Source organism: Micromonospora chokoriensis, from assembly GCF_000718555.1.
GTDB classification, from domain to species: domain Bacteria; phylum Actinomycetota; class Actinomycetes; order Mycobacteriales; family Micromonosporaceae; genus Micromonospora; species Micromonospora chokoriensis_B.
The window spans coordinates 221,856-240,638 of sequence record NZ_JOAN01000005.1 but is presented as its reverse complement, the minus strand read 5'-3'; the positions used below and the strand labels follow the sequence as shown (position 1 = coordinate 240,638).

General features: G+C 66.4%; 17 protein-coding genes and 2 pseudogenes. 14 read left to right on the top strand and 5 right to left on the bottom strand.

The window, feature by feature from the left end; translation table 11 throughout:
- Nucleotides 1–60: 60 nt before the first annotated feature.
- Together IF46_RS0109725 and IF46_RS0109720 are read left to right on the top strand one after the other, a co-directional pair.
- Nucleotides 61–639 carry a hypothetical protein gene (locus tag IF46_RS0109725; RefSeq protein ID WP_157562844.1) on the top strand — a complete coding sequence of 193 codons (579 nt, stop codon included), beginning with the start codon at nucleotides 61–63 and terminating at the stop codon, nucleotides 637–639.
- Nucleotides 640–677: 38 nt separating this feature from the next.
- Entirely contained in the window at nucleotides 678–1,694 is a 1,017-nt protein-coding gene (locus IF46_RS0109720; protein WP_051723801.1) for a C40 family peptidase, read from the top strand.
- A gap of 269 nt (nucleotides 1,695–1,963) precedes the next feature.
- Here the strand turns inward: IF46_RS0109720 and IF46_RS33725 are convergent, their stop codons facing one another.
- The 5 genes and pseudogenes from IF46_RS33725 to IF46_RS0109690 form a co-directional block, all read right to left on the bottom strand.
- Nucleotides 1,964–4,273 (bottom strand): restriction endonuclease, encoded by a 2,310-nt coding sequence (locus tag IF46_RS33725; RefSeq protein ID WP_157562841.1) that lies wholly within the window; start codon nucleotides 4,271–4,273, stop codon nucleotides 1,964–1,966.
- Nucleotides 4,274–4,548: 275 nt separating this feature from the next.
- Nucleotides 4,549–4,743 (bottom strand): annotated as a pseudogene (locus tag IF46_RS34340) (DUF2236 domain-containing protein); the annotation flags it as partial.
- A gap of 36 nt (nucleotides 4,744–4,779) precedes the next feature.
- Nucleotides 4,780–5,991: an MAB_1171c family putative transporter gene (locus IF46_RS0109700; protein WP_030487965.1), complete on the bottom strand. Its 1,212-nt coding sequence runs from the start codon at nucleotides 5,989–5,991 to the stop codon at nucleotides 4,780–4,782.
- 8 nt (nucleotides 5,992–5,999) lie between these two features.
- Nucleotides 6,000–6,572, bottom strand: coding sequence for an ImmA/IrrE family metallo-endopeptidase (locus IF46_RS32420; RefSeq protein ID WP_232233992.1), 573 nt, complete (start codon nucleotides 6,570–6,572; stop codon nucleotides 6,000–6,002).
- Between the two features lie 2 nt (nucleotides 6,573–6,574).
- Nucleotides 6,575–7,102, bottom strand: a complete 528-nt coding sequence (locus IF46_RS0109690; protein WP_051723800.1) for a hypothetical protein — start codon at nucleotides 7,100–7,102, stop codon at nucleotides 6,575–6,577.
- Between the two features lie 457 nt (nucleotides 7,103–7,559).
- Between IF46_RS0109690 and IF46_RS0109685 the strand changes: the two genes are divergently transcribed.
- From IF46_RS0109685 to IF46_RS0109630, 12 genes and pseudogenes are all read left to right on the top strand, one after another.
- The gene (locus IF46_RS0109685; protein WP_157562838.1) at nucleotides 7,560–8,111 is read left to right on the top strand and encodes a hypothetical protein; all 552 of its coding nucleotides are present in this window, start codon (nucleotides 7,560–7,562) and stop codon (nucleotides 8,109–8,111) included.
- Complete coding sequence (locus IF46_RS0109680) at nucleotides 8,105–8,989, top strand: hypothetical protein (protein ID WP_030487961.1); 885 nt, start codon at nucleotides 8,105–8,107, stop codon at nucleotides 8,987–8,989. The genes IF46_RS0109685 and IF46_RS0109680 overlap by 7 nt, the downstream gene beginning before the upstream one ends.
- Nucleotides 8,986–9,666 (top strand): SAF domain-containing protein, encoded by a 681-nt coding sequence (locus tag IF46_RS0109675; RefSeq protein WP_051723798.1) that lies wholly within the window; start codon nucleotides 8,986–8,988, stop codon nucleotides 9,664–9,666. Before IF46_RS0109680 ends, IF46_RS0109675 begins: the two co-directional genes overlap by 4 nt.
- A 16-nt stretch (nucleotides 9,667–9,682) precedes the next feature.
- Nucleotides 9,683–10,474: a ParA family protein gene (locus IF46_RS0109670; RefSeq protein WP_232233991.1), complete on the top strand. Its 792-nt coding sequence runs from the start codon at nucleotides 9,683–9,685 to the stop codon at nucleotides 10,472–10,474.
- Nucleotides 10,471–11,996, top strand: a pseudogene (locus IF46_RS0109665) (ATPase, T2SS/T4P/T4SS family). Before IF46_RS0109670 ends, IF46_RS0109665 begins: the two are co-directional and overlap by 4 nt.
- A 185-nt stretch (nucleotides 11,997–12,181) precedes the next feature.
- Entirely contained in the window at nucleotides 12,182–12,898 is a 717-nt protein-coding gene (locus tag IF46_RS0109660; protein WP_420063554.1) for a type II secretion system F family protein, read from the top strand.
- Nucleotides 12,895–13,752 carry a type II secretion system F family protein gene (locus IF46_RS0109655; RefSeq protein ID WP_030487956.1) on the top strand — a complete coding sequence of 286 codons (858 nt, stop codon included), beginning with the start codon at nucleotides 12,895–12,897 and terminating at the stop codon, nucleotides 13,750–13,752. The genes IF46_RS0109660 and IF46_RS0109655 overlap by 4 nt, the downstream gene beginning before the upstream one ends.
- Before the next feature lie 33 nt (nucleotides 13,753–13,785).
- The gene (locus IF46_RS0109650) at nucleotides 13,786–13,986 is read left to right on the top strand and encodes a hypothetical protein (RefSeq protein WP_030487955.1); all 201 of its coding nucleotides are present in this window, start codon (nucleotides 13,786–13,788) and stop codon (nucleotides 13,984–13,986) included.
- Between the two features lie 83 nt (nucleotides 13,987–14,069).
- A complete protein-coding gene (locus IF46_RS0109645; RefSeq protein ID WP_036391611.1) occupies nucleotides 14,070–14,411 on the top strand; it encodes a TadE/TadG family type IV pilus assembly protein in 342 nt (113 codons plus the stop codon).
- Entirely contained in the window at nucleotides 14,408–14,842 is a 435-nt protein-coding gene (locus IF46_RS0109640) for a TadE family protein (RefSeq protein WP_030487953.1), read from the top strand. The genes IF46_RS0109645 and IF46_RS0109640 overlap by 4 nt, the downstream gene beginning before the upstream one ends.
- A 17-nt stretch (nucleotides 14,843–14,859) precedes the next feature.
- Nucleotides 14,860–15,258: a TadE/TadG family type IV pilus assembly protein gene (locus IF46_RS0109635; protein ID WP_051723796.1), complete on the top strand. Its 399-nt coding sequence runs from the start codon at nucleotides 14,860–14,862 to the stop codon at nucleotides 15,256–15,258.
- 20 nt (nucleotides 15,259–15,278) lie between these two features.
- Nucleotides 15,279–18,605 (top strand): LysM peptidoglycan-binding domain-containing protein, encoded by a 3,327-nt coding sequence (locus tag IF46_RS0109630; RefSeq protein WP_030487951.1) that lies wholly within the window; start codon nucleotides 15,279–15,281, stop codon nucleotides 18,603–18,605.
- Nucleotides 18,606–18,783 lie beyond the last annotated feature (178 nt).

Genomic DNA, 18,783 nt, shown 5'->3' with positions numbered 1-18,783 from the left:
GCCGCTGCCAGCCGCGACTGGCAGCGGTAACGGCGTTGGCGCGTCGGCACCGTCGTGGCCATGAACGCGCGAACTCGAACAGCGGCGGTACTCACCCTGGCTTTGTCCGTTACCGGTTGCGCCGTCGGCAGGCAGCCGGCGCCGGCCGCGCCGAGCACAACCAGGGCCCTGTCCGCCCCGGCTGACGTCGCTGCCCCGGTGCCGCCGCCATCGCAGGCCGGGTTCGCGTACGCCGACCCCGGCGAGGTGTGCAGCCGATTCGCCGCGGCTCTTTACAGCGCCGATACCCGGCGGGACGCCGGACCGGGCGATGCCTACGACCGCGCCATCCGCTACGCCAGCGGAACACTGGCGGGACAGAGCCCTGCGGCGAGGCGGGACGGCCGCTGGGCGACCTGGGCCGAACACCGGGCGTACGTCGACGCCGCCGTGGAGCCCTTCGTCGACGGGCTTCAGCCATTTGATACGGCGATCGCCGCCCGGCGCGCGGTCCGGGTGACCGCGACGCCCCTCGGTGAAGACGGCTGGCGCGGCTGGACTGAGCGCAGCCTGGTCGACTGCACCCTGCGCCGCGGAGGCCCTGACGGATCCGGCTGGCGAGTTACCGAGTACGAGATCCGCCAGACAGGTCTGCGATGAGCAGGCCGTGGCCGGTACTTTCAGGCGGGCTTGCTGTCGTGGTCCTCGCGCCGCTTGCGCTGATCGTGTTCGTTGCCCTCGCGCTGCTCGGAGCGAGCCCGGCGATGGGCTGCACCATAAGCCCGTCCAGCGTCTCGCCCGGCACTACAGCCGCACCTACGGACTGGCCCGATCAGGGCTCCTGGAGCTCCGAGCAAGTCAGCAACGCGGCCACCATCGTCACCGTCGGCGCCGAGCTGCACATGCCGCGCTACGGCTGGGAAATCGCCGTGGCTACAGCCATGCAGGAGTCCACACTACGCAACCTCGGTCACCTCGGCGAGGACAACGACCATGACTCGCTCGGACTGTTCCAGCAGCGACCCAGTCAAGGCTGGGGTACCCCCGAACAGATCCTCGACCCTCGCTATGCCGCCCGGAAGTTCTACGAGCGCCTGGTCAAGGTGGATGGCTGGCAGACCATGCCGCTCACCCAGGCCGCGCAGGCCGTGCAGCGGTCGGCGTTCCCCGACGCGTACGCAAAGTGGCAGCCCGAGGCCCAGCAGCTGGTCGCTCTGATCAGCGATGGCATGAACATCGTCTGCACCAGCGACGGCGGGGACGGACTGCCCTCCCTGGACGACGCTGGACTGCCCGACGGATTCGTTCTGCCGTCTGACCCGCAGCTACGGGCAGTCGTCTCTTTCGCCCTCGCGCAACTGGGCAAGCCCTACGTCTGGGGTGCCGAAGGACCGGACAGCTACGACTGTTCCGGGCTGATGATGGCCGCCTGGGCCGAAGGCGGTGTGCGAATCCCTCGGGTGACCGCCGACCAGGTCCACACCGGCGTCGTCGTCCCCTCGCTAGCGGCGATGCGGCCGGGCGACCTGATCTTCATCCCTGGCTCCGACGGCACGATGTCTCGGCCCCGCCACGTCGGCATGTACATCGGTACCGACGGCGACGGCCGCCAGTACCTCGTTCAGGCGCCCAGAACGGGCGACGTCGTACAGGTCGTCCTGGTCAGCAACTGGAGCCGGCAGGTTGCCGCTATTCGTAGGCCACTGCCGTCATGACATCTCTGGGTTCGAATCATGGTGGCGCATGATCAATATGACACCGTCGATGCCGACTCCACGCAAACCTGGGGCCTGGCAAGCCGACTAAAAAACACTGCACCGATCCGGCCTGCCCCTGGGACGGCGAGTCGCAGAGTTCGATGACGCGTGCCAGCACCATTCCCGCTGAGCGGTATTCGTCAACTGTATAGTCTGAGAACAGATGGTGTTGTCTGAGTCACTCTCAGATTCTGTGCACGCTCGGGGAGTATCCATCGACAAGCCACTTAGCCTCTTGGCTCCTTAGGCTCTTCGTCTTGCTCTTCGGTTGTCGCGAAGGCTGCTAGTCCGGCGAAGATGCGAGCCACCGCTCTATTCGCATCAGCGTCGGAGCGCTCGGGACCAACATCGCGATTCCAGTAAACGGAGTGCTCCCCGGCTAGATGGATGAAGTTTTGCATAGCCTGCGCCGGATTCAGCCAGCTGGGAAAGTCGTCCCGGTCTGCTGGTGACTCCTCGTACTGAACGTCCGCGATCTCCAGAACTTCTGTGAGGTCGTCGCGTAATGCTAGCGAGCTGTCGCCCGCGTGCCAGCGTTCGACCAGCTGAATGGCTCCTTCCTTGATGGCTCGGTCAATGCGGTCAACATCATTTGCGTCGAGGTCAAGGTCGAGTGACTCGGCGATGCGCCTTGCCTGCCGAGCTGCGTCCCAATCTACAAGGCTCCCCATGATTCGCTCAGTGATTGCGCCAGCGAAATCGACCTCGAGGTCGGACAGCAGTTCATGTCCAGAGTGGCGTACTCGCTCGGCTATGGCAACGACGACGTCGAGGTCGGCAGTTTCATGGACCAGATCGTACACTTCGTATTTAAGGGCGTGCGCAATCTGCGCCGATAGTTCCTCGCTTGAAATTGCCTCGGCTATCTCAATTGAGGCTAGCAGTCGGCGTGGATACGCTTCCGTTAGCGTTCCATTTAGCGGTCTCGAAAGCCAGTAGCCAGGCAGGGATTCCTCGAGCACAGTTCGCACCTCACCCGGCACGGCTCCCGCATCACGCAGGCACGGCACGGATGCCCATAGAACTTCGACCTGCTCGTGATAACTTATGCTTTGCAGCAATTCAAGCAATGAATCGGGCCGCTCGGTCAGATATTCGACCATGAAATCCCGGATCGAGGGGTTTGCGAACGATATCCGGGCGCCGAAAGGGCTGTCGTCAATTCGGATTAGGGTGCCATCCAGAATCTGCAACGCTCGTCTCAGTTCATCGTCCCGTTGTTGAATCCCCCGATAACTTTGCAACGCACGCCAAGCGATTCGCAGCGACTCACGATTAGCCGTCGGGAGTGAGAAGAGGGCCTCGATGACGGCTACTTGCGCCGCGTTCAGCTGGTTCTCGACGATATGCCGCCAGAGCTGTTCTGGCCTATTCAACGTATTCAGGACTTGGGTCGGGACGTCTTCCGCTGCCATCCTCCCAGCCGCAAGAGTGAGCGCAATAGAGATTAGGCGAGGATTGAAGTTTGGGTGATTAAGCAATGGTAGATGTATTAACGGGTCAGCGAACGCCGCTTTCGCGAGGTCGGACACGGGCGCAAAATAGACATGGTTGTACAGAAGTTGGGCGCGTGTTTCGAGCTGGTAATCCGTGAGATCGAGCACGCATGTCAATAAGTTGAAGTCTTCCCTGGCCAGCACCTCGTACCGTTGCTCAGCCTGCGCAAGAATGTACTCACGGCTGGTAAGTACGAGCCTTTTTGTTGGATCCTTTTTGATCTGCCGCATAAGGCTGGTCAGCCGAATATCCTCGTTTTTGCGAAGCTTGTCATCAAGGGCTGTGGCACCAAGAAAGTCGTCGTAGTAAAAGATCTGCGCGTCGCCATCGCGCCAGGCCGCAAATGCCTCCTCGACGTCCTCGGAAATCTCGATCAGCTCGTATCCGTCGCCTACGTGCGCTGCTGCAATGACTTGAGCCAGGGTTGTTTTTCCGACTCCCGGTGCGCCCGCAATAACACATACGTGCTCGCTGTCGAGAATCTCGGCAGCTCGAGAGAGGCTTAGGTTCGGAACGTATGTCAGCAGAGTTGTTTTAGTGTCTTCGAGCAGCATTCGCGATCTGGTGACAATGCTGTTTGTCAGCATTGCATTCAAAACGGCAGTGCTGTTGAGCCATAAACGAATGTGTCGGCGTACAATGTGTTCGCGTTGACGAAGTTCTGCCTCGATCTCGCGAGCGCCCCAAATATCTCCCGTTGTGCCTATGTGCGGAGACAGGGCGTCAAACAGATCACTCTTGGCTTTCGGGTTGAGGTCTACGGACGTAGCCAAGATGTAGCGATCAGGGCTGAGGAGATCGACTTTTGGGCGCTCGTGCCGTTTCATGTAGTTAACCAAATTTGATCGTTTGGTCTGATCCCAGTGCTTGCACTGCACTATCCAAGTCTCATTCGAAGGGGTGATGTAGCGGAGGTCGACGCCTTGGTCTTTTCCTCGGGCAAAAATCTCAAAAGTGACTCCAAGGATCTCGCCGAATAGATCCCGGCACAGCGCCTCAAAGTCTGCGTCAGTGATCCTGCTCATATCGAACGAGTCCAAGAACAACCCCCTGCATTCGCACTGCTGATGTGGTTGAGCAAGACTAGCGGTTGTGCCCTAAGTAGCGGCATCCTCTGCTGCTGCGATCGGTGCGGTCGCAGGCGCGAGCGCACTCTACGAGCTGCTGTACCCCTCGGCTGCCACCAGGTATTGACGCCTCAACGCCTTATGTCAATTCTCGCTGGTTGCGGGCCAGTCATCCACCGCGACCGCCTGACGCGTCGCCCCGCGGCGGGAGACGCGCGCGGCGCGGTTGAGGCGACGACGGCAGGAGACTGTTCGAAGCCGTTGACCACCATCTCGTTCATCAGCAGGCCGGTGTCGTCGATCCGCTTCTAGGTGCGTTCGGTCAGCTCGCCCGTGGCGGTGTGCACCCGGGCGGTGGCGGGGATGGAGAAGGATCGGTTGAAGGCGAGGTTGAGCTCGAGCTTCAGGTCCCACGGAAACTCGTAGCGCCGCATCGTTCGGTGGCCGCCTCTTATCGCTGCGCATCCTCGTGGCGCGTGCTACGGAGCACCCTCAGCGGTGAGCGCTCGAGTCGCGGCGGCTGTCTCAGCCACCACCGGTGAACCGGCGTAGGCGTCGGTGACGAGCGTCAGCCACGCGACCTCACCTGCGTAGCCGCCCTCAGGGCGATGCAGCTCATCGGCGGGTTGCGGGTCCAGGGCCACCAGGCCGGCGCTATGTCGCCGCAGCGCGCAGGTCAGTTGTGCAGCCTCGACAACTGCTTGTCGATCCTCGGCGGTTAGTCCACCCTGCTCGGCGAACTGCTTGGCTAGCGCCGTCACACTGGCATCCATGTAGGGGCGAAGAGCCAGGCGGCCGTCGCGGATCTCGGCCACTCGGCGGGTCAGCGCGTAGTCGGTGTCGCGGGCGGCCGTCAGTGGTCGGCGCAGGGTGGGGTCGAGTTCGAGTTCGGGGAAGGCTGCGACGAGGTCCCACCAGAGTGGTTCGAGGTGTCGATAGGAGTGGTAGTCCTCCCATCGTCGGCTGATCTTGAGGGTGGGGCCCCATGCCGGCATGGTGAGGCCGATGGTCATCAGTAGAGCGGCGATGGTCACCAGGACCGCCGCGATCTGTCGCTCGCCGGCGGGTTGGTAGCCGGCCCAGTAGGCGACGAGATACCCGATCTTGTTGGTGCTGTAGAGCAGCGCGAAGGCGGCGCCGACTGCGGTGATGCGCAGGCCACGGCGCAGCCAGGGTCGCCCGCAGATTTTCGCGTAGCTCCAGCACAGCCGGGTGATGTCGATGCAGTAGGCGAAGAGGCCGAGCAGCAGGAAGATCAGCAGGTAGGCGACGACGACGGGGTCGGTGGCGTACTCGACCGTCAGGAGCACCGGGTCGTCGTAGGTGAGGGTGTAGGCGAACAGGCCGACCATGACGAGGAACGCGCACGCGGTGACCCAGATCCACTTGCGGGCCCGGGCGGTGGCTGCCGCCGGCGGGAGCGCGAAGTGGAGGAGCATGATTTCGGCGTTTGCGTAGATGGTCAGGGCACCGGCGTGGGCTAGGACCTTTGCCAGGTTGGGTAGCCCCGACGCCTGGTCGATCGCGGTCGCGATGGGTGGGATGGCGACCGTGATCCCGGCGGCGAACGCTCCGAGACCGATGCAGATGGCCCGGCGGGCGTGGCTGGGGTGCTGGCGCTGGAGTCGCACCACGTATCCGAGCGCGATCCAACCTGCGATCGCGCAGAAGGCGTAGAGGGCTGTGTCCATCGTCGCCGCTACCAGTGAGGGTGTTCGAGCGAGCGCCGCAGCCGGTCATACAGCTCCGCGTCCTGACCTTCCAGCGGTTCTTCGTCCGCGTCGCTGTGCCCTCCACGGAGCTTCCGGAGCAGTAGCGAGCCGATCATTTCGGCTTCGCGTTCTTCGGCTGCGGCGTAGTTGCTGCGACCGAGACTGCGCTGGACAAGCTGCGGGTCGAGATCCGGTAGCAGCAGCCGGGAGGCGTCCGCGTCGAGGACTTCGGTCGCCTGGTGGCCGGCGAGCAGGTGGCCCAATTCGTGGCCGATGATCAGCATCTGGTGCAGCGGTGAGGTGTCCTGCTCGAAGAAGATGGCGTCGAAGTCGCCGGTCGGCACGCACATCCCGCAGACGGTGTGTGCCGGCAGCTTGATCGGCACCAGGTGGATGGGCCGACCGCGCCGCTTGCCGAGGGCGTCGCACAGCTTCCGGATGTCGAAGGGCTCCGGCACCTCAAGCTCGGCAACGATCCGCTCGCAGCGCTTGCGTAGTCGGTACAACTTCACGTCAGCGTTCCCCCGCTCGTCGGTGTACTGCCATCGCAGGATCTGCACGACTACCTGCGATCTTCAGGTGCAGGGCTGGTCGCGACAGCGCCAGCGCCGGCGTCCTCCGCGACGGCTCGCAATCGGGCCACCATCTGCTCGATGAGCTGCGTGTCTGTTGCGGAGAGCCCGTTGTCGGCGAGCACCTGGCGCAGCGCCACCTGCTTGACATCCATCCGGCGCAGCTCGTCGAGCAGCGTGAGCTGGTCCGCTATTCGTCGTGCTGCCGCGTCGTCGACGAAGTAGCCCGAGTTCACTCCGAAGGCGGCAGCCAGGGCGCGGACGTGGGAGGTGCGGGGATCGCTGGCCACACCGCGGCGCAACTCTCCGATGTAGGCGGCGCTGATCGTCACGCCCGTGTCGGCCGCTGCTTCGTTGATCTTGTCTGCGATCTCCTTGTTGGTGTATTTGCGCCCTGGCTCGTCGGATTCACCGAGCTCGTCGGGGGTGGGGCGGATCTTGTCGAACAGATGCTCCAGCCTTGCTGCAAGCGTGTCGAGGGGCGGCAGCTCCTGCTCTGCGTGCCGATCATCAGCCATGATTCTTCACCCTCCAGCGACCTAAACAACAGTGTCGCATGTGAATGGGCCTACGAAACAGGTGTTGACACGCGTACGGAACGTGAGCGTATCCTCGCTCCTGTTTGGAGCAACGTGCGTTGAGTGGGAACGCGATCCGCTCAACACCTGTTGCGTGGCGGACGGGATTGAGGTCCGACCACCCGAACCGGGGGGAGGCGGCAGTGGAAGGAATCAGCTCCGGAAGGAGCACAACGGGGGGGATCCCTCCTGCGGCATCGGCTGGTGCGTTGGGTCGTTTGCGGAGGTGAGCACCTCTGCCGGCCGTCACTGATCCGAGGGAAACGCTGGGACGCTTCCGGCGGGGAACCGCTATCTACTAGCGGTGCAGCGACAGTGGCGAACGGCTGTACTCGCCACATTAGTCGGAGGAGGCATCACCTTGATCGCAATCGCTAGCAGTGCCCGAGGGGTAGAAGTGAGTCGCCATATCGCGGTCACGGCGGCCCTCATCGTCGGATTGACCGGCTGCGGGGAGGGCGAAGATCCGGTCCGGCCCAGCCCCACGTCGACGCCGTCCTCGGCGCAAACATCCTCAGGAGCGAACGGCGAGAATGCCGAAGCTGGAGTGGGCGCGTTGGCGGCCTACCAGAACTACGTGCGGACCTACGTGGCCGCCTCTAACAAGGGCGACTACAACGCCAAGCTCGACAAGTTCGTAGCAGACCCCGCGTTGCTGACAGTGCGCCAAGACCTGCTGATCAAGTTTCAGCAGGGACTTGTCACCAGAGGGCAGCCGATCTCCGCCCCGACATTGAACAAGGTCGACGCTGCTCAGCGGCCCTTCACCGCCGAGGTCGAGGACTGCTTTGACACCGGCAAGTGGGATGTGGTCTCCAAGAAGACTGGCAAATCCGTGCGTACTACGGGTCAGGCGACGAGGTACGTGGTGATCGCGAAGGCGGAGCTGTTCGACGACGGCCAGTGGCGTATCCGAGAGGTCAGCGCCCAGAGGGAGAGGCCATGTTGATCCGCAGAGCACTTGTGGCTGCGATCCTGGCGATCGGCGGCGGCAGTCTCATGGCACCGCGCGTGGCGTACGCCGACTACGAGCACTGCGATGCGTTGGGCAACTGCTACTGGGTCGTCGAGAACCCCGGCACCGGGGGCGGCGGAAACGGCGGCGGGGACAACGATGGCGGTGGTGGCGCCGGCCAAGGCTGCACCTACGAGGGCCAGACCGTGCCGTGCGTGGTCGATGGACTCGGGGTGTGGGACGGGTCGTGCTACGTCAGCCGAGTCCCTCCACCGCCGGGCGGCCGGACGGACGGCTACTGGAGCATCCGTACGTGCGGCGTCTTTGGGGGCGTCGCCTCGCAGACGCCGGCGACCTGGTCGGCGGATCCGCCCGCTGGAATTCTGCCTTCGTACCAGGAGCTCGCTCAACGAGCCATCGCTCAGATGAACCTCGACGGTCCGAACATTGGAATCGCCCCGCAGACCAACGGTGCCGGCCTGGTCGGACTGCCCATCTGGCTCTGGAACACGGTGAGTCCCAGCACCTGGGGCCCAATCACGCGGACAGCGGCAGTGCCGGGACGGTCGGTCACCGCCACCGCCAGGGCACAGAAGATCGTCTGGAGCATGGGCGACGGCAACTCGGTCATCTGCACCACGCCGGGCACCCCCTATCGGCCCTCATACGGCAACAAGAAGTCGCCGGACTGTGGATATCACGGCTACTCCCAGCCGAGCAGCACTCAGGCCGGAGGCCGATACACCGTCACGGCCACCACATCGTGGCTGGTCACGTGGAGCGGTGCGGGCGGTACCACCGGCTCCCAGACCGTCGATCTGTCCTCCACCACCACGATCGACATCGACGAACTGCAGGTGATCACGTCATGACCAGCGCACCGATGAAAGCCGCCCGCACTGCCTCGCCGGTTGCTGCTCCCTACGCCGTTCCCCGCGTCGCACCGCAACGCCGCTGGCGGCCGGCACTCGTCTGGTTGGCCGTAGCGCTTGTCGCTGCCGGTGGGCTGATCGCCGCTGCCGTTCTGCGCAAGGTCGGCACCACCGCCGAGTACCTGGCGGTGAGCAGCACGGTCGAGGTTGGCTCAACCATCGATCGGTCGGATCTCAGCACGGTACGCATCACCGTCGACCCGGCCCTCAAGCCGATCAGGGCCGGTGCCGCTGACGAGGTCATCGGCAAGTTCGCGGCGGTTGGGCTGGTACCCGGCACCCTGCTGACCAGGGCACAGCTCACCGAGACGGCCGTACCAGGTCAGGGTGAGCAGTTGGTGGGACTCAGCCTGCCCCAGGAGCGCATGCCCGCCGAGAGGGTCAAGCCCGGCGCTCGGGTGCTGCTCGTCGTCACCACGGACGACGGTCCGGTCTCAAACCAGCAGCAGACGACGGCTGCGCCGATCAGCATCGAGGCCACCGTGGTGGACGTGCGTGCCGGGGTCAAGGAAGGAACCACGCTCCTCAACGTCGCTGTCCCCGATCGAGATGGACCACTTATCGCTTCCCGTGCGGCCGCCGGCCGTATCGTCGTCGCACTGACCACGGGGAGCTGATGTGGCCATCATCGCGATGGTTTCAGCGAAGGGCTCGCCCGGCGTCACCACCAGCGCATTGGCGTGCGCCCTGTCCTGGCATGGACGCACCGTGTTGGCCGAGTGCGATCCGGCTGGCGGCAGCGTCCTGAGCGGCTACCTGTCCAGACTCGAGATCCCACCCATCGGTCTCTTGCAGCTGGCCGCAGCGGCCCTCCGCGACCAGCTCGCCGATACCTTCCCCCACCAGCTCGTCGATCTCGACGCCAAGGATCCGGGTCAGCGTCTCGTCCTGCCGGGCATCAACGACACGGTTCAGGCGGGCACCATCCGACCGACCTGGGAGCCACTGACCACGTTCTTCGGTCAGTTGGAGCACCGTGAGCCCGGCTACGACGTCATCGCTGACTGCGGCCGACTCGCCACTAGTGCACCGCCGTGGCCGCTGCTGTTCCGCGCCGACCTGCTGCTCCTCGTGGTACGCGTGACGAACCTGCGAACCATCGCGCCGGCCGCAGGCGCGGCGGAGATGCTCCGGCGGGAATTGACCCAGTACGGCCAAGGGACCGGAGCGCTCGCCCTGGCCCTGATTGGCGATGGCCCCTACAGCCGACGGGACATCGAACAGCGTCTGCAGCTGCCCACCGCGATTGAGCTCCCCGACGACAGGCGTACCGCCGAGGTGTTGAGCGACGGCGGCGGTCGACTGCGGGGCAGCGAGCGATTGCTCCGGGCCGCCGCCAGTGCGGAGCCGGCAGTACGCGATGCGATCGCGCGACGGCGCGCTCACCTGGTGCCCACGTCAACGAGGGGGAGTAGCCGTGCCTGAGGAGCGCCAACCCAGTGGCCCGACCTGGCCGTCAGCCGTTGACCGCGCAGCCACGAACGGCCACCGCTGGCCCACGAACGGCACCCCGGCCGCCTTCAGGCAGGCACCCGAATCGCCCGCCGTTGCCGCACACCAATCTGCGCCTACGAGCATCGACTACGCGGCAGTACGACTGCTGCGCGCCCGGGTCAGCGCGGAACTGACCGTGGCACTCAGGGAGACACCGAACGTCTCCACCGCCCACCGGCACGCCGAAGCGGAGCGCATCGCCGCTCGGCTGGTACGCGAGCACGTCGACGCATTGCACCAGGCCGGGCAACCGATCGCGCAGGCGGAAGAAGACGCCCTGCTTGATGCGGTCGCGGCCGACATGTTCGGCCTCGGCCGTCTTCAGCAGCTGCTCGATCGTCCGGACATCGTCAACATCCACATCCTCGGCTGCGACAACGTGCGGATCGAGCACACCGACGGTCGGATCACGGTAGGCGAGCCGGTCGCCGAGACCGACAAGGAACTCATCGACATGTTCCAGGTCCTGGCGATGCGCGCCGGAGCGACCGAGCGCTCACTGTCGTCGACCAAGCCGTGGCTGGACATGCAGCTGCCCGACGGCAGTCGCCTCACCGTACTCATGCAGGTGTCGGTGCGTCCCTACGCGGCCATCCGTCGGCACACCCTGATGGACGTCAGCCTGGAGGACCTCCGCGACAAGTACGGCGCCATGGACGACCTGATCTGCCAGTTCCTCAAGGCGACCATGGCCGCCGGTCTCAACGTCATGGTCGCCGGACTGGCCGATGCTGGCAAAACTACCCTGCTACGTGGTCTGGCCCGCGAGATCCCGGACCGGGAGCAGTTCGTCACCCTTGAGGAGTCCCGCGAGCTCGGTCTGCACACCACCGGACGACACCGATGGGCGATGAGTCTCGAGTCGCGCGAGGGCCACGGCTCACGCGGCGCCGACGGTCGACCTGCAGGCGAAGTCACGATCATGGACATGATCCCGCTGACCCTCCGGATGTCCGTGCAGCGAATCATCGTCGGCGAGGTCCGATCCCGGGAGATCGTGCCGATGCTGCAGGCCATGGCTACCAGCAAGGGCTCGCTCTGCACCATCCACGCCCGGCACCCCCGAGCCGTCATGGACCGTGTCATTGAACTGGCGCTACAGCACGGACCCGAGATGACCGCCGAACTGGCACGGCGGATGGCCGGTGGGGCCATCGACCTCATCGTGTATGTCAACGTCGAGGACGAGACCAAGCTCGGTGGTCGGAAACACCGCTACGTCTCAGAAGTTCTCGAGGTGGGCGGAATGAGCGGTGACCAGCTCGTCACCACCCAGATCTTCGGTCCAGGCTCTGACGGAAGAGCCGTACCCCGGCACCTGCCGGAGCGGTTGCTCGAACCCCTACTGCGTGTCGGCTACGACCCGCGCCAACTGACCGCCTACATCCAGCAGGGCGAGCACAACCACGGAGCATGGAGCGCCCGTCTCGACACCCTGAACAGGCAGCCATGAGCCTCCTTGATCTCGCCTCTGTGTTGGCGGGCATGCTCGCCGTCACCGGTGCGGTCGTCGGTGTTTTCGGAGTCGTGGGGACCACCCGTCCGCCACGGCCTCCGTCTGCATTGCAGCAGCAGGCCCGCCGCTGGTGGAGCGGGCCCGGACGTACTCGTCGGGAGCACCGGGCCCACCAGATCAGGATGGGTACGGCGATCGGAGCCGGTGCCCTGACCTGGCTGCTGACCGGCTGGCCGTCCGCCGGGATGATCATTGGCATTGCCGTTCCCGGGATACCGTGGCTGTTCGCTGCAGGTCGCGCGGAGAAGCAGGCGATCGCCCGGCTCGAGGCCGTGGAAGCCTGGACCCGCCGGTTGGCCGACATCGTCGCTCGGGGAATCGGTCTGCAGCAGGCCGTAGTCGCCACCGCCGCGACGGCACCGCAGCTCATCGAGCAGGAGGTCCGCGACCTGGCGGCACGTCTGCAGGGCAGCGCCGACCCCATCGCCGCCCTTCAGCAGATGGCCGACGACCTCAACGACTACACCGCCGACCAGGTCATCGCCCCGCTCATGCTTCACGTCACCGACCGCGGTGAGGGCCTGCACGAGGTGCTGACCGGGATCAGCCGGTCTATCGCCGCCGAGATCGAGATGCGCTCGACGGTGGATGCGAAACGCGAGGGTCCACGCTTCGCCGTTCGGTTCCTGACCGGCATGACCATCCTGCTGCTGGCCTACGGGGTGATCAACCCGCACTATCTGCAGCCGTACGGCAGCGTGCTCGGGCAGCTCGTGCTGCTCTTCCTCGCCGGCCTGTACGTCGTGCTCATGACCTCGGTACGCAAGCTCAGCCTGCCGCCCAAGCGGGAACGGCTACTACCACCGGTCGAGGTGCAGACGTTGGCGGTGACAGCATGAACAACAGCTACGTCAGCGTCATGGTCCTCGCCGGCGCGATGGTGGGGCTTGGGGTGTTCCTGCTGGTCGTACAGCTGATTCCAGCCCCGCCGGCGCTGGGTCCCGCGCTTCGACGGCTACACCCGCTGAGCGCCGCGAGCACAACCCCGGCCGGTATCAGTTGGTTCCGGCGGCGGTTCGCAGTGCCTCACGCCGACCTGCGGCTGCTGGGCCGAAGCACCGACCAGTACTTCCTCACCCTGGGGCTGTCGGCGCTGTTCTGCCTGGTTCTGCCCGCCCTGATCACCGTCACCGTTGCGGTGCTGACGCTGCCAATCCCGGTGTTCATCCCCGTGGGCGCGACGATCGCCGCCGCCCTTGCCGGCGCGGTACTGGCCCACCGAGAGGTCGTGTCCAAGGCCGGTGTCGCACGGGCCGAGTTCACCCGGGCCATGTGTACCTACCTCGACCTCGCCGCACATCAGGTTCTTGGTGGTCATGGCCCGGTGGAGTCGCTAGACCGCGCGGCCAGTGTCTGCCACGGCTGGGTCTTCGCCCGCATCCGAGAAGCTCTGCTCAGCGCCCAGCTGCAACTGCGACCGCCGTGGGATGAGCTGAAGGTCCTCGCCCGCGACATTGAGGTCATCGAGCTGGGTGACCTGGCGGACATCATGCGCACCGCCGGCAGCGAAGGGGCCAACGTTCATCAGACGCTCCGCGCCCGCGCCGACTCGATGCGAGACCGGATCCGCACCGAGGCTCTCGCCCAGGCCGAGCTGCGTACCAACAAGCTCGACATCCCCGCTGCGGCGCTGATCCTCGTGCTCCTCGTCCTGATCGGCTACCCGTTCATGGCCCGACTGTTCGTCCGCTGATCCCGGCACCATCCCTCACGGAAGGAACCCGCCATGCTCACCATCCACGGCGTCGTCGCCTACCTGGCGACTCGCTGGCAGGACCTGACCGATCCGACCCAGGCCGACCGCGGCGACAGCCCAGTCGGTACCGCCGTCATCACCGCGATCCTCGTCGCCGGCGCGGTGGTCGTCGCCGGTGCGATCGTCGCCGTCGCCAACGGCTGGGTCGCCCTCATCCCGACCCAGCCGTGACCCGGAGGCAGCCCACCGTCTGCCCGTGCCCGACCGGACGCGGGCAGACGGGTCCCTGGCTCAGCGAGCGTGGCAGCTCGCCGGTGGAGTTCGCCATCATCGCGCTGCCGATGATCCTGCTGACCTTCGCCGTCATCCAGACCGGGCTGATTTTCTTTGCCCAGTCCATCGCGCTGGGTGCGGCGACACAGGGGGTCAACGCCGCGCGGGGCTATCAGTCCTCAGCCGCAGCGGGAGAGACCCGCGCCACCAACTTCCTATCGGCAGCGGGAGCCGGCCTGGAGAACCAGCAGGTCACCGTTGTCCGCACCGCGACCGAGGCGCGAGTGACCGTTACCGGCCAGGCGATCACGGTGTTACCAGGGCTGACCTGGACCATCAGCAAGTCCGCCCATGGACCCGTCGAGCGGCTCACCACGCCATGAGCACCTGGTGGATCCGCGATCAGCGCGGCTCGGCGAGCATCGAGATGGCGGTGGTGGCACCGGCCATCCTGGCGTTGTTCGCCGGTGCCGTCATCGGTGGTCGGGTGAACCTAGCCCGACAAGCGCTCGAAGCGGCGGCCTACGACGCCGCCCGTACGGCGTCCCTGGCCCGTACCGGCAGTGAGGCGAACGCGCAGGCGCTGGCCGCTGCCAACTCCACCCTCGACGCCCAGGGGCTGAGCTGCACTGACTTGGACGTCACCGTTTCCACCGCAGGCTTCGGTGTTCCGGTCGGCCAACCCGCCACCGTTACCGCCACAGTTAGCTGCACCGCTACCTTCTCCGACGTCGCGCTGCCCGGGATGCCCGGCACCGTGCCGCTGGCTGCTTCCTTCACCAGCCCGCTGGACACGTACCGGAGCCGGCAGTGACGCCGTGCAGGCCCCGCTTGGGCGACGACGGTCGGGTCACGATCTGGTTCGCCGTTCTCGCGCCAGCCTTCCTCGCCTTGATCGGCCTGGTCGTCGACGGTGGTGCCAAGGTGCGCGCGTACCAACGTGCGGACAACATCGCGGCCGAGGCGGCCCGGGCTGGCGGACAGGCGATCAAGGCGGGACAGGCCATCGACGGTGGCGCCAAGGAGATCGACGCCTCGATTGCCGCCACCGCCGTCCAGGCGTACCTCGATGATCTGGACGGCGTCACGGGCACCGTTGCTGTAGACGGCGTCCAACAGCTCACCGTCACCGTCACTGTCACCTATAACCCGATCCTGCTCGACCTGTTCGGTGGGGGAGCGGGCACCACGGTGACCGGCCGGGCCACCGCGACCCTCATCGCTCAATAACAGACCGGGAAGGAGCAACCGTGGCACGGACCGTACCGACGACCGGTCGGGGCAGGCAGGCGCTCGACGGCCTCGGCGCCCTCGCCGTGGTCGCGCTGATCGTCGCACTGCCGGTTCTCCTCATCTGGGCCGCCGGCAACCCACTGCCCGGCTTGGGAGCGTGGTTCACCAACCTGGTCGAAGATCCGAGCGCAGCAGCCACCCAGGTCTGGCACGCCATCAGCAGCCAGGACGATGGAGACCTCTTCCTGCAGACGCTGGCGCTGATCGGTTGGGTTGCCGTCGTGCTGGCCGCGTGGGCCTGGGTCACTTTTCTGGTCGCCCTGGTCGTGGAGACCATCGCCCAACTGCACGGGCGTCGGCGCGGTCGAGTCCCGCGCAACACGGCTCGTATCCCCGGCATGCGACTGCAGCAGCGTGCCGCAGCCGCGCTGGTCGCCGCGATCCTCGGTGCGCTCGCCGCTCCGGCTTTGGCATCGGCATCAGTGCCCGCCGCCATCGCCAGCCCTCCCTCGGTCGCACCCGAGCATGCGAACCCTGAGCAGGTAGCACCGAGCAGAGCCGTACCAGCAAAAGGCCCGGACGCTCCCGGCTACCTTGAGCATCCAGTGGAGCGCGGCGAGAGCCTGCTCGACATCGCGGAGCGGTACAACGTCCCCTGGCAGCGCCTAGCCGAGACCAACCACGGCCTTGCGCAACCCGACGGGCGGAGCCTCCAGCCAGGCAACACCCGGGTGTACGCCGGCTGGAAACTGCGGATCCCGGTCGACGTCTCCCTGGCAGCAACCACCACGACGCAGCTGGCACCAGCTGCGACGGCCGGGACGCTGGTCTATGAGGTGGCCCGCGGCGACTGGCTAGCCGGTGTCGCTCAACGCTTTCTCGGTGACCCCGACCGTTACGCCGAGATCGCAGCTATGGACCCGGATCTCGAACGACGCGACAACCGATTCCCGAACCACATCGAGCGCGGCTGGCACGTCACCCTGCCGGGCGACGCCCGCGATCGTGGTCCTGCCGATCACGCCCAGGGTCAGCTCGTGGCCGACGACCGCACCCAACCGGCCCCCAGCGCACCGGAAGCCGACGATCAGCCAACCGCGCCCCGCCCACCGGGCACCGGCGGCAATCAGCCCAGCGCAACAGCTTCGCCGTCGCTGGAGTCCTCCCCATCCCCTGCCGATGCGCCAAGCGCCTCGGCTAGCCCGTCCAAGACGCCCGTACCGTCGACGACAGCGGGAGTGACTGCAGACCCTTCCGCACTGAACGAGCCCACCGACTCGGCCGACGACGGCGACGTCGACGAGGCGGTCGTCCTGGGTTCGTTGGCCGGCGCAGGTTTGCTTTCCGCACTGCTGCTCGCCACCGTGTTACGTCGCCGACGCCGCCAACGCCAGCACCGCCGGCCCGGCCGTCGGCTGCCGCACCCTCGAGGTGGCGCCACGGAGCGAGCCCTGCGGGTGGCCGAGCAACCCGCAGACGTCGACCGGCTCGACCTCGCCCTCCGCAGCCTCGCCGCAGCGCTGGCGGGGCGGGAACAGCCGTTGCCGGATATCACCGCCGCCTGGATTGTCGACCGCGACGTCACGGTGGTGCTCAGCGAGCCCAGCGCACAACCGCCCGCACCGTGGATCGTCGGTCGCAGGGAGTGGACCCTGCCTGGCGACGCCATCATCCCGCCCGTCAACGAGCAGCTCGCCCCGTTGCCCACTCTCGTCGCCATCGGATCGCAGCCCGGTCGACACCTACTGATCGACCTCGAACGTCTCGGCAGCCTCACCATCGCCGGCGACAGTGAACGAGCCCTCGCCCTGCTGCGCTACCTCGCTTGCGAGTTGGCCTGCAACGCCTGGTCCGACGAGGTCGAGGTCATCGTTAGCGGTTTTCCGGTGCTGGAGACGGAATTGCTCATCGCCCTCAACCCGGACCGGGTACGCGCGGTCTCCTCGGTAGGTGAGGCTGCCACGCGACTTCGGCGCCGCGCCGCAGCCGTGGCAGCCGCCCTCAGGGCAACGGGAGCAGCCGACACGTTGGCCGGCCGCATATTCGACGTCGGCGAAGCCTGGGCGCCTCAGGTGCTGCTCGTCGCCGATCCGGATGCGGACGACATCAGCGTGCTCGATGAGCTGGGGAAGGAGTTGCGGGAGGCCGGACGGTCCGCGGTCGCAGTGGCCAGCGCCACCAGGGTCCCCGCCGCTGCTGGCCCGAACACCGCCACCATCGGCGAGGACGGGCTGCTGCGCCTCGCTCTGCCGTTCCTCGTTGTCGAGGGAGCCGCAGCCGGACTACCTGTCCAAGAGCTGGAACCGCTCGTCGAGATCATGACGCAGGCGCGGGCTGCCACGGACGAGCCGACCCCGCCGGCTGTGGAGCTGGAGCCGTGGACGGAGAACACCGACGCAGCCGGCTCAGTGCTCGACCTCTTCAGTACGAGCGAGCCTGCCGCACCGACGGTGCCAACCTCCGACGACGCAGCGGTCGGCGCCGGTGACATCTCGACTCCGCCAAACCCGATCGTCGCGGTGCCCCGCATCGAACACGCTCGTACCGTCACCACGGCCCAGCCGCGCGAGGTCACCGCCGCGATTCGCCAGCGCCGCCGCCAAGCCGACCCGCAGCTCGATGCGGACTTGCGAGCCTGGCGCGAGCGAGACAGGGACCGTCCCCGGATCAGCGTCCTCGGCGCAGTCGCGCTCGAAGCGCCCGGCCCGGTGCCCGATCAGCGTCGCCGCTTCCACGCGGAACTCATCGTCTACCTCGCTCAACGCGGCGGCCGGGGAGCATCGGCCGAACAGCTCACCGACGCGCTGTGGCCCGATCAGCAGGTCAAGGACGCCAGCCGGCGGGTGGCCATCACCCGCGCCCGCCGGTGGCTGGGAGAGACTACCGACGGCGCTGCCTGGCTGCCCGAGATGGGATCCGACCGGCTCTATCGGTTGACGCCGGGCTACTTGCTGGACTGGCACCTGTTCCGCCGGCTGCGCAGCCGCGGCGAGAGCCGGGGTCCTGCCGGCGTGAAGGACCTACGAGCCGCGTTGGAGCTGGTTCAGGGGGCCCTCTCGACGGAGCTGACCGCGCATACGCCACCGGCACCCGCAACCCCTTCACCTGGCTACCCGAGTCCGACATCTATCCGGGGCACATCACCTCCGCTGTCGTCGACACCGCCCACGAACTTGCCGAGCTCTACCTCGACGCGGGCGACACCACGGGTGCGCGGTGGGCCGTACAGCGGGCCTGGCTGGCCGATCCGGAGCGCGGTGACGATGGGCCCTGGCACGACATCATGCGAGCCGCGCACGCGGAGGGACATACCGCCGAGCTGCGCAACCTGCTGGGTGAGCTGATGCGCACCCGAGAAGCCGAGGTGCCCGAAGACCTGACGCCGGTCACCTATGCCCTGCTGCGCGAACTCCTGCCAGATTTGTTGTCAGCGACCAGCGGAGCCGGATAGACCGACCAGCACGGATCGGGCGGGTGCCGTCTGACCGCGATACGTCAAATCACGAGGGGAACGAACCAGAT

What these genes read in the sequence shown, in the direction of transcription:
- IF46_RS0109680 (WP_030487961.1), top strand. Translation starts at nt 8,105, where the DNA reads ATGTTGATCCGCAGAGCACTTGTGGCTGCGATCCTGGCGATCGGCGGC.
- IF46_RS0109640 (WP_030487953.1), top strand. Translation starts at nt 14,408, where the DNA reads ATGAGCACCTGGTGGATCCGCGATCAGCGCGGCTCGGCGAGCATCGAG.
- IF46_RS0109650 (WP_030487955.1), top strand. Translation starts at nt 13,786, where the DNA reads ATGCTCACCATCCACGGCGTCGTCGCCTACCTGGCGACTCGCTGGCAG.
- IF46_RS0109660 (WP_420063554.1), top strand. Translation starts at nt 12,182, where the DNA reads ATGGGTACGGCGATCGGAGCCGGTGCCCTGACCTGGCTGCTGACCGGC.
- IF46_RS0109725 (WP_157562844.1), top strand. Translation starts at nt 61, where the DNA reads ATGAACGCGCGAACTCGAACAGCGGCGGTACTCACCCTGGCTTTGTCC.
- IF46_RS0109690 (WP_051723800.1), bottom strand. Translation starts at nt 7,102, where the DNA reads ATGGCTGATGATCGGCACGCAGAGCAGGAGCTGCCGCCCCTCGACACG.
- IF46_RS0109700 (WP_030487965.1), bottom strand. Translation starts at nt 5,991, where the DNA reads ATGGACACAGCCCTCTACGCCTTCTGCGCGATCGCAGGTTGGATCGCG.
- IF46_RS0109670 (WP_232233991.1), top strand. Translation starts at nt 9,683, where the DNA reads ATGGTTTCAGCGAAGGGCTCGCCCGGCGTCACCACCAGCGCATTGGCG.
- IF46_RS0109675 (WP_051723798.1), top strand. Translation starts at nt 8,986, where the DNA reads ATGACCAGCGCACCGATGAAAGCCGCCCGCACTGCCTCGCCGGTTGCT.
- IF46_RS0109655 (WP_030487956.1), top strand. Translation starts at nt 12,895, where the DNA reads ATGAACAACAGCTACGTCAGCGTCATGGTCCTCGCCGGCGCGATGGTG.